We start from the raw sequence: 19,549 nt of genomic DNA on the forward strand, positions 1-19,549 counted from the left end.
GGTATGCGACAGCCTTTCAGAAATAGGCCTTAGTTGTCTGCGTTGAGTACCTGTTGTAAGTCGGCTGCGGTAGGTGGCTCGCAGCCGGCACGCTCACAGGTTATTGAAGCGGCGACACCGGCAATTCGAACATAATCAGCCAACTGCGCATCGTTGATGTTAGCCAATCGATCAAATGGATTAGCACCAAGGGCATCGTCGTCGGAGAGCTGACCGAGCAGATTCGCACAGAAGGTATCGCCGGCACCAACTGTATCGACCACATTTATCTTGCGCGAGGGAACATCTAGTCGGCTACCGCCCGGGCGATAAATCGAAACACCCTCGCTACCCCTCGTTACAAAAACGTGCCGGCCGCTTGCGCCAATCCACTCCTGCACAATCGCTTCTATCTGGGTCGGAGTGTCAGCATCCTCGTGATCAAGGTCGTAAAGCCACTCGATGTCTTCATCGCTTGCCTTAATAATGTGACTGATTCGGTTTAGGCGCTCGACTCGTTCACGCTCGTGTTCGCGGTCAAAGCCTAGAGCTGGCCGCATGTTGATGTCGTGCGAAATAGTGACTGAATTTTGCAGGTAGTGCTCGCGAGCCCATTTTTCGATGACCAGATTGCCGGGTTCTATAGCCATAGCGAGACAGCCAAATTGGATGCAGGTTGCACCCAAATTAGTGAGTTCCACATCGCTAGGCAGTTCGTCTTTGGTCCAGCCCCAATCGGCGGTGCCGTTCACGTAAAAGGAATATTGAGGTATTCCATTTGAATCGATGCTGACCACAACCAGAGTGCTTGGTTCGTTGGTGCTAACCGAGTATCCAAGCTGCACCGCATTTGATTGCAGGCGCTCGCGGATGATTTTGCCGAATCTATCGGTCGATAGGCGACCTAGAAATTGATGTTTGGTGCCACGGCGAGCCAAGGCAAGAGCCACATTAGCGTTTGCCCCACCGACGATTGCATTGAATGCGCCGGGCTGGTAGCGATTTTCAATCAAGTCGATAAGTGCTTCGCCTATTACCAAAATCATGCTCAAAGTTTATGGGTCTAGGCTCATTGTTATGAACAGAATTCCTCTTGCGAATCGCGCAGTTGCTGCACCCCTTGTGGGACTCATGCTGGCTTGGGTATTTTTTATGGTCAGCCAGTTCGTGGATCTTTACACTCCGCAACCCGAATGGGATCAGTATGGAAATATCGTCGCCGGTGAAAACATCATCAACTTCGGTGTGTACTTCAGATTGTTGGGCATTGCCGCCGGGGCTGTGCTGTCATTGGTTGGACTGAACTGGGCTTTGCGTGCCCGAAAGTTGAACGGTGAAGACGATATGCTGTCGCGGGCCGCGCATCGATTCACAACCCTCGCAGTTATCGTCGGCCTAGGTGCCGGTGCAATTTTTGCTATCGGCAGCTTCTTAGGAGCATTTAACAACTACGGACCCCGCGATGATGTACCAATTCGGTTCATCGATGTTTATCTGCCAATTCTTTTGGCTACCGCCTTGGTGATTGTGGTTTTGCTCCGTGCTTTTGTCTTCCGCAAAGATGACATGCACCAGGAAGACGGGAAAAAAGCCAAACTTACCGCGCGTCAAAAAGCTTTGGGTCTCGGTTATGCGGTGCCCATTTTGGCCACTGCGGTGGCAATCATATTTGGCTTGATTGTCTACGACGTAACCCGAACCGACTTGCAGGTCTGGGTTTGGGTTATCATCCAGGTCATCATCGCTCTAGGTATTGTTCAAGGCACTCGATTTGCGAATCGCGCCAAGACCGGTGAGGTTTTGCCAGCTAAGCCGCGCGGTGCCTTCGCTGCTGCTGGTGCATCGAATCTGAATTTTGTGCTGAGCATAGTTTTCGGCACCGTGGTGTCGATCATGTCGTTCACTTTCGGGTTCGCCGCGATTGAAAACCTGCGCCGCTGGGACATTCCAGTTGACCCGAGCGAAGGTAAAGAAGTCAGTACCATGCCGACAATTGAAATGCCTGATCTTCCTTGGCTGATTGAAGATTTCTTGCCAGCCAAAATTTTGTTGTTGCTTGCGGTGGCTGGAATTTACCTAACCATTACCGAGCGCAACCGCAAGGCAGACCGGGTTACCGGCAAATAGTTTGACCTGGAAATTACATGAAGTTCTACGCCGCGGCTCTGCTGTTTGACAATGATGGTGTCTTGGTTGACTCGCACGCTGCAGCCGCAATTGCTTGGGCAACCTGGGCAGAAAAATACGCTCCCGGATGGAATTGGGATGTGCCAGAACATGCTGGAGTCCGCGCCGAAGACATGGTGCGGAAAATGGTTGCTGCTGACCTGTTCGAAGAGGCCAACAACTTCATCAATCAACTCGAGCAAGACACCGCCGATCAAACCGTGCCGCTACCTGGAGGATTAGAACTAGTTCAAAGTTTGAAGCCAGGAACCTGGACGGTGTGTACATCTGCGAATCCGAATCTAGGCAAGGCCAGACTTGCGGCAGCGGGTTATCCGTTACCTGCAGAATTAGTTACCGCAGCCGACGTCGCAAACGGCAAACCGGCGCCCGACCCTTATTTACTCGGTGCCAGACGATTAGGGTTTGACCCAGCCGATTGCGTTGTTTTCGAAGATGCCCAATCGGGAGTCTTAGCCGCCATCGAAGCCGGCGCAGGGCTGGTGGTTGGAGTTTCTGCCAGAGCGTTAGAAACTGATGCGGACATCGTCGTAAAAAATCTCAGTGGCATCGCATTCGACGGTGAAGTGTTAACTATTTCGGATAAAAGCAGATTGCGGTAAATTCGACTGTCGAAGAAAAAGGTAAATCATGTCTGAAGTAATTTTTTACGGCGCCGACTGGTGCAGCGACTGCCGCCGATCAAAAGCTCAACTGAACGAGCTAGGCGTCAAATACGAATTGCGCGATGTTGAAAAAGAACCCGAGTTCGCAATTCAATCCGAACTTGTTGCTGGCCGCAAAAACATTCCGGTTATTTTGTTTGAAGACGGCAAATTTTTAGTCGAACCATCAAACATTCAACTCGCAGATGCCCTGCGCGAGCGTGGTCTGATTGCTTAAGCGAACCGTTGTCGTCGTCGAAGATGAGGCGCTGCTTCGCGACCTGGTTGCCCAGAGTCTAGAGCGAGCGGGTTTTTCAGTAACAACTGCCGCTAATGCCGCCGATGCTCGTCGCGCATGTGTTGCGGTAGATCCAGATGCCGTGGTTGTCGATATTGAACTTGGTCCTGGCCCTACCGGCTTTGACTTTGTCGAGGCTTTGCTTAAAACCACTCCAGATGTAAGTGTCGTTTTTCTGACTAACCTGCCAGATGTTCGATTTGCCGGGCAAGACCCAAAGCAGCTTCCAAAGTCGATTGCTTACCTTCGCAAATCGCAGCTGGTCAACTCGGATGAGTTGGTAATGGCACTTGAAAATGCCCTAAAAGGCAATGTTTCACCGGCGTTTAGACACGACCAAAGCGGTGAACGGCCTTTGGCCGGGCTTTCACGCAAGCAAGTTTCGGTGCTGCAGCTTTTGGCACTGGGATATTCAAATAGTCAGATAGCCGAAAAAAGAGGCACCACCATTAGAGCTGTCGAAGGCATCGTCAGTCGAATTTTTATGGCCATGGGAATTGATCCGCAGGCACCAGGCAATGCTCGAGTAGAAGCAGCGCGCCAATACCTAACTGCCAGCGGTCATCAAATTCCAGAGCCTGCCTAACTGGCACTATACGGGGGATCTTGAATCAGCAGGTTAGGGCGGCTACTCCGAAAAGTAGTCTTCGCGAGGCTATTACCAACGCTGCCGGTCCGGTGGCACTGAGCAATCAGGTACTGCTGCTATTTGCGATTCCGTCGTATGCCTCGATTTTTCTTTACAATCTTCAACGATCAAACGGCACTATTTTTGACTGGTTCATCATCGGTTCAGTTGCCTACCTCACTACGATTGGTGTTCTGCTAATTTTCAGAGCAACAGTTTTGGGGACAGATTTCAGGCCTTCGAAGCCTTTTGTGATGATATCGGCGCTGGTGACCGCCGGAACCGCTAGGGCTATAAGCGTTCTGATAATCGGCGGCTGGCTTGGCGTTGTGCCCGCCAGTGATGCGCTATTTCGACTTTTTAGCGGGCCATTTTTTGTGCTTGGTGCTATCGCCACTATTGCCATTTACTATGCTTCCGTGCGTCGCAATGAAGAGACTCTGGCTCAGCTGCGACGTGAGAAAGCTGTACTTGATGAGTTGCGCGGCAGCGTCCGCGAACGCATTAGGTTGCAGCGTGAGCAGCTGGTATCCCAGGTAGAGCGAGCTATAGCACCTGTTATTGAACGCTTCGAAAAAGAGCGAAACGCAAAACAGTCAATAGAGATTTTGAGGGCCTCTGTTGATGAAGTTGTTCGCCCGCTAAGTCACGCTATTGCCAAGCCGGGTGCCTTCCCAACCGAGACCGGGACTCTGGATGCGGTTCTCGAAAAGGTTGAAAAAGAACGGCAGCGGCTGCCCAAACTAGTAAATGTCGGTGACATGCTGGTGCCGCTGTTTATTTTGTTCACCATGACCACCGCCGGCATCGGCCCACTTTTTGAGATAACCCCTGGCCGCGAAGCGCTTGCGGTAATTACCTTCACAGTTGGTGGTTGGACGTCACTCAAGTCGATTCAGGCTTTGGCGCGAAAAATTTGGGCACCCGTTTGGCTGGCCGCAGTCTGGGTGCTGGTGATCAGTTTTGTCGTCGCAGTAATCATCGAGGCATTACTAATTTTTGTTGCCCGCTCAAGCTTTGAGCAGGTGCAGCTCTGGCAAGTTTTTTCGCTAATTTCGTTGGGCTCAGTCACTTCGATGTTTATGCAGGTGCCCAGAACTTTGCGATTTGCGTCCGAGCAGCAGTTGCGTGCAGTAGTTCAAGATCTTGAAATTTTGAACTCGGAACTTCGGCAGCAGGTTTGGCATAACCAGCGCCGCATCGCGTCTATTTTGCACGGCTCGGTGCAGGCAGCAATTTATGCGGGCGCCATGAAGATTGCGGAACAGGCAGTGCTTGACCCGACGCTAATTACAAAAATACGTCGGGATGTCGACGCTGCGATTAACCGGTTGCACACAGAAACCGAGTCGACCGATGTAGTTGAAGTAATTGGTCAGATGAGTGCTGTCTGGCACGGTGTCTGCGATGTGCGTTTGGCTGAATATTCGAAGCGAGCGGCTACAGCACTGGCCGGCAACTCGGTGGCAGCAAGTTGCACTATCGAGGTGGTTCGCGAAGCGGTCAACAATGCCATCAAACACGGTGGGGCTAAGCAGCTTTCAATTTACATTCGTCTCGAGTCGGAAAAACTGGTTCGCCTGGTCATTGAAAATGACGGCGCTCCAGCACTCGACGATGCAGTTGCCGGGTTTGGTAGTCAGGTGCTCGATGAAATCACCCACCAGTGGAGTCTAAAAAGTGAAAATGGCCTTACTTATCTGGTGGCGATGATTCCGGTTTCAAAAATCTCTAGGTAAAAGTGTCTTACTCGGCTAGGCTGGCCTAAGCAACAAAATCGTTGCAGTAGTCGTTTGCGAATTTTCCTTCTTATTGTGTGTGGGTCTAGCGCTGTTCGACTAACCCAAACAATCGTGCAGCTACTCCCTGTGTGATTACACAAAACTGAATGAGGAAAAAATGCCAAATTTTGGCACTACAAACGCGCGCGCCGCAAAGGGCGGCGCCAAAAAATCTGCCCTAAAGAGTGGCGCTAAAGGCGCACCTAAATCGGCTCGCAAGGCCGTGGGTTCAAACTTTAAGACTCGTGAAGACGGTCGTGGTGGCCGTGCTCCGCATCGCGCTGATGCTGCCCCACGCGGCAAGCGCACTCCATTTTTCGAAGAAGGCCCTAAGCGCAGCTACGGTGCCGACCGTGAAATGTCTCAGGGTCGTGAAGACCGCGGCCGCGACTGGCAGCCACGCGAAAACCGTGAAGGTTTCGCTGGCCGCAAGCCACGTCATGCCGCGTCTGGTCGCGATGGCGCCCGTGAATTTAACCGCGATGACAACCGTGGTGGCCGTGACTATGGCCGCAGCGACAACCGCGGAGGCCGTGACTGGCAGCCACGCGAAAACCGCGAAGGCGCACGTCGTTTTGACGACCGCGCACCGCGTCGCGATTTTGACGATCGCGCACCGCGTCGCGAATGGACCGAAGAGCGCCCAGCACGTCGCTCATTCGATGGTGACCGTGCCCCTCGTCGTGATTTTGATGACCGCGCACCACGTCGCAATTTCAGCGAAGATCGCCCAAAGCGCGACTTCGGAGACCGCCCACGCTTCGGTGACCGCAACGATCGCCGTGCTGACTTTGCCGGTGACCGCAGCCCGCGCCGCGGTTTCGAAGACCGTGCGCCGCGACGCGACTTTGAGAACGGTCGCCCAGACCGCGCCGACCGCCTAGCTCGCGACGAATCTCGCGACCAGGTTTTCAAGGCTGCTCGCAGCAAGACCCCAAATAAAAAGGCTTTCTTCGAGGATGAGGTTCTTGAGCGTTTGACATCGGTCTCAACCGACGACGCAATTACCGTTGAAAGCTTCGAAGACATGGGCTTGCACCCAAAAATGCTGGTTTCGCTAACCGGCATGGGTGCCGAGCGTCCGTTCCCAATTCAGGCCAGCACCATCCCAGCCGCTATTTCAGGCCGCGATGTTTTGGGTCGCGGAAAAACCGGTTCAGGAAAAACAATTGCCTTCACAGTTCCACTGGTAACCAAGTTGGTTGCCGGAGGTTCACAGCCACGAAAGCCAGGTAAGCCTCGTGCTTTGATCCTGGCTCCGACCCGCGAGTTGGCCGATCAAATCGACCGCACCGTAAACGGCATCGCTCGTCCGGTTGGTTTTTACACCACCTGCATCTACGGAGGTGTACCGCAGCGCAAGCAAGAGAACGCCATGAGCCGCGGTGTCGACATCGTGGTGGCAACTCCTGGTCGTCTTGAGGACTTGATGGCTCAGGGCATTGTTGACCTAAGCGAGGTCGAGACTATGGTTATCGACGAGGCCGACCACATGTGTGACCTTGGCTTCATCGAAGGTGTGCGTCGCATCATGACCGCTGCTGGCGACAGTCAGAAACTACTCTTTTCGGCAACCTTAGACAAAGAGGTTGATGCGCTGGTCAAACAGTTCATGCCAGACCCCTACGTGTTTGAAGTTCCTGAAGAAGAAGTTGACCACTCAAACATCACTCACCGTGTTTTGGTTGTAGACGACCACGACCGCTCACAGGTGCTGTTGCGTTTGGTTCAGGGTGCAAACAAGTCGCTGATCTTTGCTCGCACCAAGATGACCGCCGAGCGCTTGAGCGAAAGCTTGACCGCTGCCGGCGTGCCAGCCGCACGCTTACACGGTGACCTAAATCAAAACCAGCGCAACCGAAACCTCGAGCGTTTCACTCGTGGCGAAGTTCGCGTATTGGTGGCGACTGATGTGGCCGCTCGCGGCATCCACGTTGATGACGTTGCCTTGGTAATTCAGGTTGACCCACCGCAGGAATACAAGACCTACCTGCACCGTTCGGGCCGAACCGGTCGTGCGCACAACAAGGGAACCGTAATCACTTTGATTCCGCGTTCACGTCGTCGTCGCATGGAAGATTTGCTGAACCGTGCCGAGCGCGACGGAATCTTCAGCGAAGTTCGCCCAGCAGCGCCGCTGTTGGAAGAACTTGCTGGCCCGATTGCGCCACCTCCGGTAGCTGATTCGCTTGACTTCGGTGACAGCCGTGGCGGCGACCGTGGCGGTGACCGTGGTTCACGCGGTGGTTCACGTGGTTCTTACGGTGGCAACCGTGGTGGCCGTGGTGGCGACCGTGGATTCTCTGGTGGTCGTTCACGTGGCGAAGGCGCTCGCGGTGGCGAACGTTCAGGGCCACGCACCAAAGCTCGTAAATTCGACAACTAAATAATTTGCACTTGCGCCGAGGTCGGCGGTCTTGTTAGGCTGTAAGAAGCCAAAGACCGCCGGTTTCGGTCGTGAGCAATCCTTCGAAGAAATTCAATGGGTTATTCACGCCGACTAAGAAACCAAAAGTTGACCTGCGTAGGTGTACTAGAACTAAATCCCGTTTTCGGGTTTTGCTGCTCTGTGCGTCTGCGCCAGAGCATTTTTTATTTCTTGGGGCTACCGGCAAATCGAAATCAAGGAGTGCCATGGCGAACAAGGTGCAGAGCGTTGCCGAGCTAACTGAAAAGTTTCAGAGCTCGACCGCGATCTTTCTAACCGAGTACCGCGGCCTAACTGTGGCTCAGCTCAAAGAGCTGCGCCGTTCAATCAGTGCGGACGCAACCTACGCCGTGGCAAAGAACACGTTGATCGAGATCGCTGCAAAGAACGCTGGAGTTACCGCATTTGACGGCCAGTTGTTCGGACCAACCGCTCTCGCTTTTGTTTCAGGTGACGGTGTCACTGTTGCAAAAGCCCTACGCGACTTTGCCAAGGCAAATCCTCAGCTTGTAGTTAAGACCGGTCTGTTTGACGGTGCCGCTCTTTCTGCTGATGAGGTACAGAAGCTTGCCGACCTCGAAACCCGCGACGTTCTATTGGCCAAGGCCGCTGGAATGTTCAAGGCTTCGCTATACAAGGCTGCTTACACATTCAACGCTCCACTTGCTCAGGCAGTTCGCACTGTCGACGCGCTTCGCGCAAAGCAAGAGGGCTAAAACGCTTCAAACGATTTACAAATCTAAAAACCCAAGGAGAAAAAAATGGCAAAGCTGACCACTGACCAGCTAATTGAGGCCTTCAAAGAGCTATCTCTAATCGAGCTTTCAGAGTTCGTTAAGAAGTTCGAAGAGGTATTCGAAGTAACCGCTGCTGCACCAGTTGCAGTTGCTGCTGCAGGCGCTGCTGCTCCTGCTGCTGCTGCAGAAGAGAAAGACTCATTCGACGTCGTTCTTGAGGCTGCTGGCGACCAGAAGATCCAGGTTATTAAAGAGGTTCGTGCTCTTACCAACCTAGGTCTAGGCGAAGCAAAGGCTCTTGTAGACGGTGCACCTGCAACCGTTCTAGAGGGTGCAAACAAGGATGCTGCCGAGAAGGCAAAGGCTGCTCTAGAGGGCGCCGGCGCAAAGGTAACCCTAAAGTAAGTTCTCTTACCAAATTTCAAAACCCGCTCGGCTTCGGCCCGGCGGGTTTTGTTTTTAACCCAGGCGATGTTTCAATAGGCGGATGGATACCCCCTACTTGCCGATTGGCGCACTGGCCGGAACTTTTGTGATGCTACTTTGGCGCGCGCTGCCGTGGCTGATGATTATCTTCGGATTGATCGTCACATTTCGCTGGCTGACCGGTAAACGCAAAAAGAAGTGACCTAGGCTTAAGTCATGAAATTCGTCAACAATGTCACCGAACTGATCGGCAACACTCCGCTAGTCAAGCTAAATAAGGTGACCGCCGGCATCAAATGCACCGTGTTGGCGAAGGTCGAATATTTCAATCCGGGCGGTTCAATCAAAGACCGAATCGCCGCCAAGATGGTCGACGATGCTGAGGCAAAGGGTCTGCTAAAGCCCGGCGGCACCATTGTTGAACCAACCTCGGGAAACACCGGAATTGGGTTGGCGCTGGTCGCGCAGCAGCGCGGCTACCGCTGCATTTTTGTTCTGCCTGACAAAGTTGCCGAAGACAAGCGCAACACTCTGGTTGCTTACGGGGCCGAAATTGTGGTGTGCCCAACTGCCGTGGCACATGAAGATCCTCAGTCTTACTATTCCGTCAGCGATCGTTTGGCTCGCGAAATTCCTGGGGCATGGAAGCCCGATCAGTACTCGAACCTCAACGGACCACAAAGCCACTATGAAGCTACCGGGCCAGAAATTTGGGCTGACACCGATCAAAAAGTTACCCACGTGGTAATTGGCGTTGGCACCGGCGGCACCATCTCTGGCACCGGCCGGTATCTCAAAGAGGTGTCTCACGGCGCCGTAAAAGTAATCGGTTGCGACCCTGCCGGTTCTATTTATTCAAACCCCGAAGGTGTGGGTAAACCATATTTGGTCGAGGGTGTTGGCCGCGGTGATGACTTTTTGCCCGAGGCCTACAACGCCAGCGTCGTAGACACCGTCATCCCGGTTCCAGACCGACAATCGTTTGAGATGACCCGTCGCTTGGCCAGTGAAGAAGGCTTACTGGTTGGCCCATCCTGCGGAATGGCAGTGGTGGCCGCACTGGAAGTTGCCAAAGATTTGCCCGAGGATGCGGTGGTCGTGGTGATTTTGCCCGATGGTGGGCGCGGCTACCTAGCCAAGGTTTTCAATGACAACTGGATGCGCTCCCACGGATTTATGTCGGCGCTCGAGGGCGAAAAAATTGAGAAACTTCTGGAGCTGAAGGGCAAAAAGCTTCCGGCTTTGATTCACGTTCACCCCGATGACTCAGTCGAAACGGCTATCAGCATCTGCCGTGAGTTTGATGTTGCGGTGCTGCCAGTTTTGCTTGCCGAGCTGCCGGTTCGAATTGGGCAGGTTACCGGTTCGGTTACCGAGCAAGATTTGGTCGAAAAGGTTTCAGCTGGGCTGGCCCAACTCGATGATCCGGTTTCGAAGCACCTCGGGCCAAAGCCGGTAATTGTGGGTATTGGTGAGTCTATTGAGGTTGCCCGAGACCTTCTAAAAACCGAGTCGGCGCTGCTGGTGCTGTCCGATGGCGAACCTGTCGGCCTAATCACCAGCCACGATGTAACCGATTATCTAAGTAAGTAGGCTAATTTCATGTCTCAATTTGAAACCCGCGCAATCCACACCGCTCAACACCCAGATCGCAACAACGGTGCTGTGATTCCACCTATTTACATGACCTCGACTCACCGCCAAAATGCAGTGGGCGATTTGGCTGAAGGGTACGAATACAACCGCGGTGGCAACCCGACCCGCGACGCGCTGCAAGAGGCTTTGGCTTCACTCGAGGGTGGCCGATTTGGTTTCAGCTTTTCTTCTGGGTTGGCAGCTGAAGATGCGGTCATCCGAGCCACTATGACTGCCGGCGATCATGCCATTTTGGCTAACGACTTATACGGTGGTAGTTTTCGCATGTTCAATCGCGTGCACAAGCCTGCCGGCATCGATTTCGACATTGTCGATTTAAACGACGAGGATGCCCTGCGCGCCGCGTTCAAGCCAGGTAAAACCAAGCTGGTTTGGATCGAAACCCCAAGCAACCCGATGATGACAATTTTCGACATCAACAAAGTTTCACGCATCGCTCACGAGCACGGTGCCTTGGCGGTTGTCGACAACACCTTCGCAACCCCATACCTGCAGCGCCCACTTGAATTGGGTGCCGATATTGTGGTGCACTCGACGACCAAATATCTTGGCGGACACAGTGACATTCTCGGCGGCGCGGTAATCCTCAATGATGGTGAGGTAGCCGACAAAATTCGCTTCATCCAGTTTGCTGTTGGTGCAGTTTCAAGTGCCTTTGACGCTTGGCTGACCCACCGCTCGCTCAAGACTTTGGCGCTACGCATGCGAGCACACTGTGCCAACGCGCAGGTAGTGGCCGAGTTTTTTGACGGCCATCCAAAGATTGAGCAGGTTTACTACCCTGGCCTGCCAGCACACCCAGGTCACGAGCTGGCTAAAAAACAGATGCACGGCTTTGGTGGAATGGTCAGCGTCAGGCTCAAGGATGGCGCGGCTGCCAAGCGTCTTGCCGAGTCGACCAAACTATTCACCTTGGCTGAAAGCCTTGGCGGTGTTGAGTCGCTGGTAAACCACCCGGCTGAAATGACTCACGCTTCGGCCGCTAATAGTCCAATCGAGGTCGGCCCAGAAATCGTTCGTTTCTCGGTTGGCGTTGAGCACATCGATGACCTACTGGCCGATTTAGAGCAGGCGCTGTCGCGAGTTTAATAATTTGACCCGCAGATTCTACGTTTTGTAGAATAGAACTGTCGAGCACTTAATTGTCAAAGGAAATCATGAAAAAGTTTGCTCTGTTCGCTGCGGCTTCAGCACTAGTTTTGGCAGCATCGGGCTGCAGTGCAGCTACTGAGGCACATCCCGAAGAAATGCACGCCGACAACGGTTGGGTTCGTGCCTATGAAATGACAGCTATGCCTGGTGGCATGACTGGCGCCTTCGCAGAAATCACCAACCACACCAACGCTGACGTCACCCTAGTTGGTGCATCCAGCTCGATTGCCAACATGGTCGAGGTTCACGAAGTGGTTTCGGTAGATGGCGAAATGAAGATGCGACCTAAAGAGGGCGGCATTGTGATTCCTGCTGGTGAAACCGTCACTCTTGAACCGGGTGGCTTGCACATCATGCTGATGGACACCACCGCGGCAATTCTTGAGGGTGATGAAATTACCTTGACTCTAGATTTTGACGGCGCTGAAGATCTGACTGTAACTTGGCCAGCAAAAAGCGCAGCAGCTGGCGACGAGGAATACCAGAGCAAATAGGAGATAAAACTTTGAGCAAGATCAGTAGACGAGGGTTTCTGTTCGGCGGCGCTGCCGCCACGGGGGCTCTCGTCTCTGCATCTGCCGGAGCAGCTGTTGGTGCGAGCCTTGGTGCTGAGGCTGCAACCGAAGCTGCGAACAAGGCGAATCTCACCGCGGTTTTGAAGCGGCGCGAGCGATTTTTTGGTCAACACCAAAACGGCATCGAAACTGAACTGCAAACATTTACAAATTTTGTGGCCTTCGACCTGAAGCCAGAAACCGATGCCGCCGCGGCAGCGCGCTGGTTCAAATTAATTACCGACGACATTGCCCGTCTCAGCGTTGGCGAAGCACCTTTGGCTGATCCAACACCGCAGTTGGCTATGGGTCCAGCCAGATTCACCGCCACTTTGGCCGTCGGTCCAGGATTCTTCGACAAGCTAGGTTTGGCTGACAAAAAGCCGACGGGTTTTGAGCAGTTGCCAGCCTTTAACGTCGACCAGCTTCGCGAAGAATATTCCTACGGTGATGTGTTGTTGCACATCTCTGCGGATGACCCCATCATCCTCAGTCATGGTGTTCGCTCGCTGGTTCGAGACAGTGTTGGTTTTGCTAAGGTCCGATACTCGCAACAGGGGTTTTCTAACGCGCAAGGGGTTGTCCCCGGCGGTGTTCGCCAGCGAAACCTGATGGGGCAGGTTGATGGCACCGATAATCCCGAAATTGGCTCATCCGATTTCAACAACATCGTCTGGGTCGAAAACGGCCCAGACTGGTTAATCGGTGGCACATTTCTGGTTTTCCGTCGTATTGCGATGCAGTTGGGAACCTGGGATGCACTCGGTCGAACCGACAAAGAATTGGTCATCGGTCGAAATTTGCAGAATGGTGCCCCACTGGGCAAGCAAAACGAAAACGATCCGATCGACTTTGATGCGGTTGATGCCAACGGACTTAAATTGATTCCAGAATTCGCCCACATTAGGCGCGCCCACGCTACAAATCCGACAGAGCGAATTTTTCGCCGGCCGTTCAATTATGAGGTTGGGGTTACCCCCGATGGCGAACCGGATGTTGGCTTGCTGTGGACGGCCTATCAGCGCGACATTTCGACCCAGTTTTTGCCAATTCAAAAAAGACTCGATCAACTTGACCTGCTGAATAAATGGACAGTCCCGATTGGATCTGCAGTCTGGGCTGTGCTTCCCGGGGTGGAACAGTCGGCAAACGGCGATTACCTAGGTAAAAAACTTTTCCAATAATCGCTTAGTCTTGACATGATGTCGACTACAACCATTACCCAGCGTCAGCGTTGGAAATTTATTTTTCTCATTGGTGGATTACAGGCTTTGCAGCCTTTTTCACTCGACCCTTATCTACCATCGGGTCCGATCATTGCTCGAGATTTCGCCGTCGACAATTCACTGATTCAACTAACCCTCAGTGCGCTAACCGTGGGATTTGCTATTGGCCAACTTGTAGCCGGGCCGCTTAGCGACGCCATCGGCAGACGCAAGCCGCTGCTGTTTGCATCCACCCTTTATGTTCTGGCCAGCTATCTAGTTTTCATTGCCCCAAGTATGGAGTTCTTCTTTGCAGCACGACTGCTGCAGGGAATGTCTGGTGCGGCAGCTCTGGTTGTCGGCAACGCAATTATTCGCGATCTTTATGAAGGTCTGCCGATGCTAAAGATGATGGGCCGTGTGCTGCTGATTCAAGCATCAGCCTGGTTCATCGGCCCGTTCGCCGGTTCACAACTATTGGTAATCATGGACTGGCGGGGAGTGAGCCTAATTCTTGGTTGCTACGCGGTATTCATGCTAATTGCTTCATTTATGTTTTTGACCGAAACACTTCACCGGGACAATCGTCGCGATACCGTTTTCGCCGGGATGCTGAAGCGCTTCGCCTATGTTTTACACGATCGAATTTATGTCGGATTGCTGCTGGTGCAGATCATGGTTGGAATCGGGCTTTGGGCCTATCTCAGCGCAATGCCTTTTGTTTTCACCCAGCAATTCGGGTTGGCTCCAGAACAGTACGGCTTGCTTTTGACCCTGAACTCGGTTGGTGCCTACATCGGCGTTCAACTCTCTTCTAAGCTGGCCCAGTACATCCCCGCTCAGTGGCTGCTGGTTGGTGCCTTGTCGATGTCGCTGATTGTCGGTGCAATCTTGACTCTGATTTCTAACACCCAGCCGCCGCTGTGGTTGGTTGCCGGTCTAATTTGGCTATTCCTCGTTGCCTTCGGTTTGACCGTCACCCCAATTGGAGCGCTATCGTTGGCACCCCACCCAAACGAGGCCGGTACTGCCGCCTCGCTAATGCTGGTCCTGGGCTCTCTGGCAACATCGGCGGCCGGTCCGCTCTATGCAGCACTTCCAAAAGAAACCGCCTTCGGTGTTGGTCTAACCATGGTGGCGGCCCATCTGATTTCATTAACCGTAATGTTTACTGTGGTTAGGCCTAAGTCGGTTCCGGCCCTTACCTAAAACGAAATTCAAGTCGAAGGAGCAATTGTGGTCAGGGTTCTGATTCATCACGGTTGGACAAATCGCCGACAGCCAGATGTTTGGCACCGCCACCTCACCTCCTCACTGCGCCAAGCTGGGCATCAGGTTATCTACCCGCAGTTTCCCAGTACCGATAATCCAATCTTGGCTGAGTGGCAAGAGTTGTTGATTGCCGAGCTGGGTCACCTAAAAGAGGCCGGCGAGGGCGAAACTGTGATGATTGCTCACTCGCTGGGTTGTGTCAACTGGATGCAGGCGGCTGCCTCAGGTTTGATTGATGAGCCGGTTGATCGACTCCTGTTGGTTGCGCCCGCTGATCCAAAATTGCTAGGCGATGTTCCAGGCGTCGATCTTGACTTGAAAAAAACTGCAACTCGGGATGCAATTTTGTCTTCAGCAACGAGCATCACCTTGGTTGGCTCAGACGGAGACCCCTGGATTCCCGACGGAATTGACCAAACGTTTGGGCGCCATTTGGGAATTGAATCGGTTGTAATTCCAGGAGCCAAGCATTTATCTCTGGCCGATGGCTGGGGATACTGGCAGGGTGTAATCGACTGGGTGCTTGACCCAAATGCCGACATCACAGTCCGATAATTTTTAGCATTTATCTACTGCTTTGACAGAGCCTAGGTAGGCTTAGAAAAAGCTCCTGATTTGCCCCAGGGAGTACCTTTACATTTAGGAAAATCAATGCGGATTTTGCTTGTTGGTGCCGGCGGAGTCGGCGACGCTATTGCAAAGATTGCCTCAACTCGAGACTTTTATGAACTAATCGTGGTCTCAGATTATGACTTCAGTCGAGCAGAAAAAACTATCGAGTGGATCAGGGAACACCGTGGCGAAGCGGCTGCTTCGAAATTTATTCCAGCCAAGATTGACGCCTCAAACGCATCAAATGTTGCTGAGTTAGCACTTAACCACCGCATCACACACATTCTCAACGCTGTTGAACCAAAATTCTTGCCAACAGTTTTCTCGGGTGCATTTACCGCTGGCTGTCACTACATGGATATGGCTCTGAGCCTCAGCGAAGCCCACGAGAGCGACCCCTACCACCTGCCAAACATCAAACTTGGCGATGCCCAATTTGCTGTTTCGGAACAGTGGGAACGAGCAGGAAAATTGGCTCTCATCGGCATGGGTGTCGAGCCGGGTCTATCAAACATTTTTGCTCGCTACGCTCAGACCTACCTGTTCAGCGAAATTGATGAAATCAGTGTGAAAGACGGTTCGAATCTCGCCGTCTATGACGACAGTGGCAACGAAATTTTCGCTCCATCATTTTCAATCTGGACAACCATCGAAGAATGCCTGAACCCCCCGATGATTTATGACCGGGCCAAGGGTTGGCACACCACCGAGCCGTTCAGCGAGCCGGAAATTTTTGAATTTCCAGAAGGTATTGGCGCTGTCGAGTGCGTAAACGTCGAGCACGAAGAAGTGACTATGCTTCCTCGTTACATCGATGCAAATCGTGTCACCTTCAAATTCGGCCTAGGTCGTGACTTTATCGGCGTTCTAAAAACTCTGAACGCGCTCGGCCTAGATCGAACCAAGCCAGTGCGTGTGCGCTCACCGCAAGGTCCGGTTGACGTTTCTCCTCGAGATGTAGTTGCCGCCGTGCTGCCAGACCCAGCAACAATTGGCCCACGGATGACCGGAAAAACCTGTGCTGGCGTGCTGGTTACCGGTAAAGATAAAGACGGCAAAGACCGCGCCACGTATCTCTATCACGTAGCCGACAACGCCAAGACCATGGCCGAAATTGAAGCTCAGTGCGTAGTTGCCCAAACAGCGTTCAACCCGCTTATTGCGCTCGAATTGTTGGCAACCGGCGTCTGGCAAAGTGCCGGCGTGCACGGACCAGAACACTTCGATGCCAAGCCATTCCTCGACCTGATGTCTTCGTCAATTGGTTACAACGAGAGATGGGTTCAGCAGGAACGTCTGCCAGCCAGCCCGTTACGTCATCCGTAGTTAGTTATCAGCATTCAAAAATGAATTTTGATGTCGCGATAATCGGGTCAGGTTTTGGCGGTTCGGTAGCCGCTTTGCGCCTGGTTGAAAAGGGCTACCGAGTTTTGGTGATTGAAGCCGGTGCGCGTTTTGCAGACCACGAATTTGCCCGCAACTCGTTTGACCTAAAAAGGTTTCTGTTTTTTCCAAAACTTGGCCTGACCGGAATCCAACGCATCGATCTTTTGAAGAATGTGCTGGTGCTATCCGGGGCTGGTGTTGGCGGAGGTTCACTGGTGTACGCAAACACCCTTTACCGACCCCCGCAGAGCTTTTACAAAACCGGAAGCTGGGCAAACCTTGCCGATTGGCAGAAGTTGCTCGAGCCCTATTACGACCTTGCAGAGCGAATGCTAGGTGTCGAGGTTAATCCTTACGATTCGCCAGCCGACAAAGTCATGCGCAGCGCTGCGTCGCAAATGGGTGTGGCCGATACCTACCGGCCAACACCGCTTGGTATTTTCTTTGGTCAAGGCAAGGTTGCCGCCGGCACTGAAGTTACTGACCCCTATTTCGGTGGTGTGGGGCCCAGTCGCAGGGCTTGCATCAATTGCGGCGAATGCATGACCGGTTGCCGGCACGGAGCAAAAAATACTCTGGTAAAGAATTACCTTGGCCTTGCTGAAAAGGCGGGGGCCGAAGTTTGGCCACTCACCAAGGTTGATTCAATTGAAAAATTGGCTAATGGCAGTTTTGAACTCAAGCTTTCCTCAGTTGGTAAGAACCGCGATGGCAGACCGACAAGCTTGACTGTCCCGCAGGTAATAGTCGCGGCTGGTGCTCTCGGTTCAGCCAAACTGCTGCAGCGATCAAAAGATTTGGGATTGCTGCCGAACCTGAGCGAGCGAATGGGTGAACTCAGTCGCACCAACTCCGAGTCACTGTTGGGTGTTGTTGCCCAAAATAATGACCGTGATTTCAGTCTCGGTGCGGCAATCACATCCTCGTTCTATCCCAGTGCCGATACTCACATCGAGTCGGTTCGTTACGGCCGGGGCAGTGGATTTATGGGCTTGCTGCAAACTGTGCTGGCCAGCACACCTTCCGGAAAAAGCCCAAACCCGCTGCGCTTGGTTTGGAACACCGTCAGGTCGATCACCAAACTACCAAGTTTTTACAACCTCAGAACCTGGCCTGAACGCACCCTGATTTTGCTGGTCATGCAGGCGCGAGACAACTCGCTCACCACCTATCTCAAACGGGGTTGGTTCGGATCGAAGAAATTAACTTCTAAGCAGGGCACTGGCGAGGCAAACCCAAGTTGGGTGCCGGCCGGTCACGACGCTGCCCGCCTGATTGCCGCCGAGATTGGTGGCACTGCCGGAGCTGTCGTCGGTGAACCTTTCGGAATTCCGTTGACCGCACACTTTATTGGCGGCTGCGTCATGGCAGATTCAAGCGAGAAAGGTGTGGTTGATCCATACCTGCGCGCATTCGGCGTCGAAGGTCTGCACATCTGGGATGGTTCGGCACTATCGGCTAATCCCGGGGTCAATCCTTCGTTGAGTATTACGGCGATCGCCGAGTGGGCAGTGGCTCACTGGCCGAACCGTGACGAAAAAGACTCGCGTCCGGCCATAAACGAGACTTTCGAGTTGGCGCCTAAAGTTGCTCCGAAGTTTCCGGTGGTGCCAAAAAACGCTTACGCTGCGCTAAAAATTACCCCGAAGAAACCCAACTAGCGTTTGCCACCTTGCGCGATGTAGGCACCAAAAATTACGATTGCTGCACCAACCGGTTCGTGCCACGTCAAAGTTTCACCCAACAGCATGACCCCAATTGCTACACCGACAACGGGGGTGATGTAGGTTACGGTGCTGGCAATTGGTGATCCGGCAATCGCAATTACTCGGTAGTACATCACATACGCGATACCGGTGCCCACTGCCCCTAGCGCCAACATGCTCAAAACACCATCGACCGTGGGTTGCCCGGTGACCCAGCCACCCGCAGCATAAAAAGGCAACAGCGAAACTGCGCTGGTGGTTACCTGGCCAAAAACAGCAACCTCGCGCTGTATTTTCATTGGTTCCACAAAGCGGCGGATGAAAGGTGTGCCAATTCCGTAGCAAGAAACTGCACCGATCAAAGCCAAAATTGCCAGCGGTTCGTTTTCACCAAAACCTCGCCAGACTGCTAGAACGGTGGCTACCCCAATCAAACCGATAAGCAGGCCAACGAGTACGCGAGGCTTTGGCTTTTCGGCCCTGAAAGCGATCAAGATTGCAATCACGGTAAAAATCGGAGTGCTGGCGTTGATGATGCTGGCCAGCGAAGAACTTACGTACTGTTGTGCGAAGCCGAATAGTGCTGCCGGTATGGCGCTCATGAATAGCCCGCCGAGCCAAAGGAACAGCCAGGCTTTCGGATTTCTTGGCAGGGCAAGTTTTCGAACTACCAGTACAACAGCAAGAGTCACTGCACCCAAAAAAGTTCGCCAGAACGCGATTCCAGTCGGGGTTAGAAATGCCAGGGAACGTTCAACAAATAAAAATGATGAACCCCAAATGACGCCCAAAATTAAATAGCTGGGAACCCAAGATGTGGTTTTTGATGATGGCACTTGATGAGCCTAGCGTGAAACATTTCGTAATTTTTTGGGCAACGAGCAGATCAATATTTAGA

General features: G+C 52.9%; 19 protein-coding genes. 17 read left to right on the top strand and 2 right to left on the bottom strand.

What is annotated here, in order from left to right; all coding sequences use genetic code 11:
• Nucleotides 1–29: 29 nt before the first annotated feature.
• The gene (locus A4Z71_RS00975; protein WP_070954128.1) at nt 30–1,025 is read right to left on the bottom strand and encodes a carbohydrate kinase family protein; all 996 of its coding nucleotides are present in this window, start codon (nt 1,023–1,025) and stop codon (nt 30–32) included.
• 31 nt (nt 1,026–1,056) lie between these two features.
• Between A4Z71_RS00975 and A4Z71_RS00980 the strand changes: the two genes are divergently transcribed.
• The 17 genes from A4Z71_RS00980 (at nt 1,057) to A4Z71_RS01060 (ending at nt 18,606) form a co-directional block, all read left to right on the top strand.
• Complete coding sequence (locus tag A4Z71_RS00980) at nt 1,057–2,106, top strand: hypothetical protein (RefSeq protein WP_070954129.1); 1,050 nt, start codon at nt 1,057–1,059, stop codon at nt 2,104–2,106.
• A 17-nt stretch (nt 2,107–2,123) separates the two neighbouring features.
• A complete protein-coding gene (locus A4Z71_RS00985) occupies nt 2,124–2,768 on the top strand; it encodes an HAD-IA family hydrolase (protein ID WP_070954130.1) in 645 nt (214 codons plus the stop codon).
• Between the two features lie 28 nt (nt 2,769–2,796).
• Nucleotides 2,797–3,048 carry a glutaredoxin domain-containing protein gene (locus A4Z71_RS00990; protein ID WP_070954131.1) on the top strand — a complete coding sequence of 84 codons (252 nt, stop codon included), beginning with the start codon at nt 2,797–2,799 and terminating at the stop codon, nt 3,046–3,048.
• The gene (locus A4Z71_RS00995; protein WP_070954132.1) at nt 3,041–3,694 is read left to right on the top strand and encodes a LuxR family transcriptional regulator; all 654 of its coding nucleotides are present in this window, start codon (nt 3,041–3,043) and stop codon (nt 3,692–3,694) included. The genes A4Z71_RS00990 and A4Z71_RS00995 overlap by 8 nt, the downstream gene beginning before the upstream one ends.
• A gap of 20 nt (nt 3,695–3,714) precedes the next feature.
• Complete coding sequence (locus A4Z71_RS01000) at nt 3,715–5,475, top strand: hypothetical protein (protein WP_070954133.1); 1,761 nt, start codon at nt 3,715–3,717, stop codon at nt 5,473–5,475.
• A 160-nt stretch (nt 5,476–5,635) separates the two neighbouring features.
• A complete protein-coding gene (locus A4Z71_RS01005; protein ID WP_070954134.1) occupies nt 5,636–7,903 on the top strand; it encodes a DEAD/DEAH box helicase in 2,268 nt (755 codons plus the stop codon).
• A gap of 248 nt (nt 7,904–8,151) precedes the next feature.
• Nucleotides 8,152–8,661: a 50S ribosomal protein L10 gene (rplJ, locus tag A4Z71_RS01015; RefSeq protein WP_070954136.1), complete on the top strand. Its 510-nt coding sequence runs from the start codon at nt 8,152–8,154 to the stop codon at nt 8,659–8,661.
• Between the two features lie 45 nt (nt 8,662–8,706).
• Entirely contained in the window at nt 8,707–9,087 is a 381-nt protein-coding gene (rplL, locus tag A4Z71_RS01020; RefSeq protein ID WP_070954137.1) for a 50S ribosomal protein L7/L12, read from the top strand.
• Between the two features lie 82 nt (nt 9,088–9,169).
• The gene (locus A4Z71_RS07075) at nt 9,170–9,310 is read left to right on the top strand and encodes a hypothetical protein (RefSeq protein WP_158512763.1); all 141 of its coding nucleotides are present in this window, start codon (nt 9,170–9,172) and stop codon (nt 9,308–9,310) included.
• 14 nt (nt 9,311–9,324) lie between these two features.
• Complete coding sequence (locus A4Z71_RS01025; protein WP_070954138.1) at nt 9,325–10,701, top strand: cystathionine beta-synthase; 1,377 nt, start codon at nt 9,325–9,327, stop codon at nt 10,699–10,701.
• Between the two features lie 9 nt (nt 10,702–10,710).
• Entirely contained in the window at nt 10,711–11,853 is a 1,143-nt protein-coding gene (locus tag A4Z71_RS01030; RefSeq protein WP_070954139.1) for a cystathionine gamma-synthase, read from the top strand.
• Between the two features lie 68 nt (nt 11,854–11,921).
• A complete protein-coding gene (locus A4Z71_RS01035; protein ID WP_070954140.1) occupies nt 11,922–12,410 on the top strand; it encodes a copper chaperone PCu(A)C in 489 nt (162 codons plus the stop codon).
• A gap of 11 nt (nt 12,411–12,421) precedes the next feature.
• Nucleotides 12,422–13,654: a Dyp-type peroxidase gene (locus A4Z71_RS01040; protein WP_158512764.1), complete on the top strand. Its 1,233-nt coding sequence runs from the start codon at nt 12,422–12,424 to the stop codon at nt 13,652–13,654.
• A gap of 18 nt (nt 13,655–13,672) precedes the next feature.
• The gene (locus tag A4Z71_RS01045; protein WP_158512765.1) at nt 13,673–14,884 is read left to right on the top strand and encodes a multidrug effflux MFS transporter; all 1,212 of its coding nucleotides are present in this window, start codon (nt 13,673–13,675) and stop codon (nt 14,882–14,884) included.
• A gap of 27 nt (nt 14,885–14,911) precedes the next feature.
• Nucleotides 14,912–15,502, top strand: a complete 591-nt coding sequence (locus A4Z71_RS01050) for an RBBP9/YdeN family alpha/beta hydrolase (RefSeq protein ID WP_158512766.1) — start codon at nt 14,912–14,914, stop codon at nt 15,500–15,502.
• 96 nt (nt 15,503–15,598) lie between these two features.
• Nucleotides 15,599–16,885, top strand: a complete 1,287-nt coding sequence (locus A4Z71_RS01055; RefSeq protein ID WP_070954143.1) for a saccharopine dehydrogenase family protein — start codon at nt 15,599–15,601, stop codon at nt 16,883–16,885.
• Between the two features lie 20 nt (nt 16,886–16,905).
• Nucleotides 16,906–18,606, top strand: coding sequence for a GMC family oxidoreductase N-terminal domain-containing protein (locus tag A4Z71_RS01060; RefSeq protein ID WP_070954144.1), 1,701 nt, complete (start codon nt 16,906–16,908; stop codon nt 18,604–18,606).
• Here A4Z71_RS01060 and A4Z71_RS01065 read toward each other — a convergent pair.
• Entirely contained in the window at nt 18,603–19,487 is an 885-nt protein-coding gene (locus A4Z71_RS01065) for a DMT family transporter (protein WP_070954145.1), read from the bottom strand. The two genes, A4Z71_RS01060 and A4Z71_RS01065, sit on opposite strands and share 4 nt — an antisense overlap.
• Nucleotides 19,488–19,549 lie beyond the last annotated feature (62 nt).

This window comes from Candidatus Rhodoluna planktonica (assembly GCF_001854225.1).
Taxonomy (GTDB): Bacteria; Actinomycetota; Actinomycetes; order Actinomycetales; family Microbacteriaceae; genus Rhodoluna; species Rhodoluna planktonica.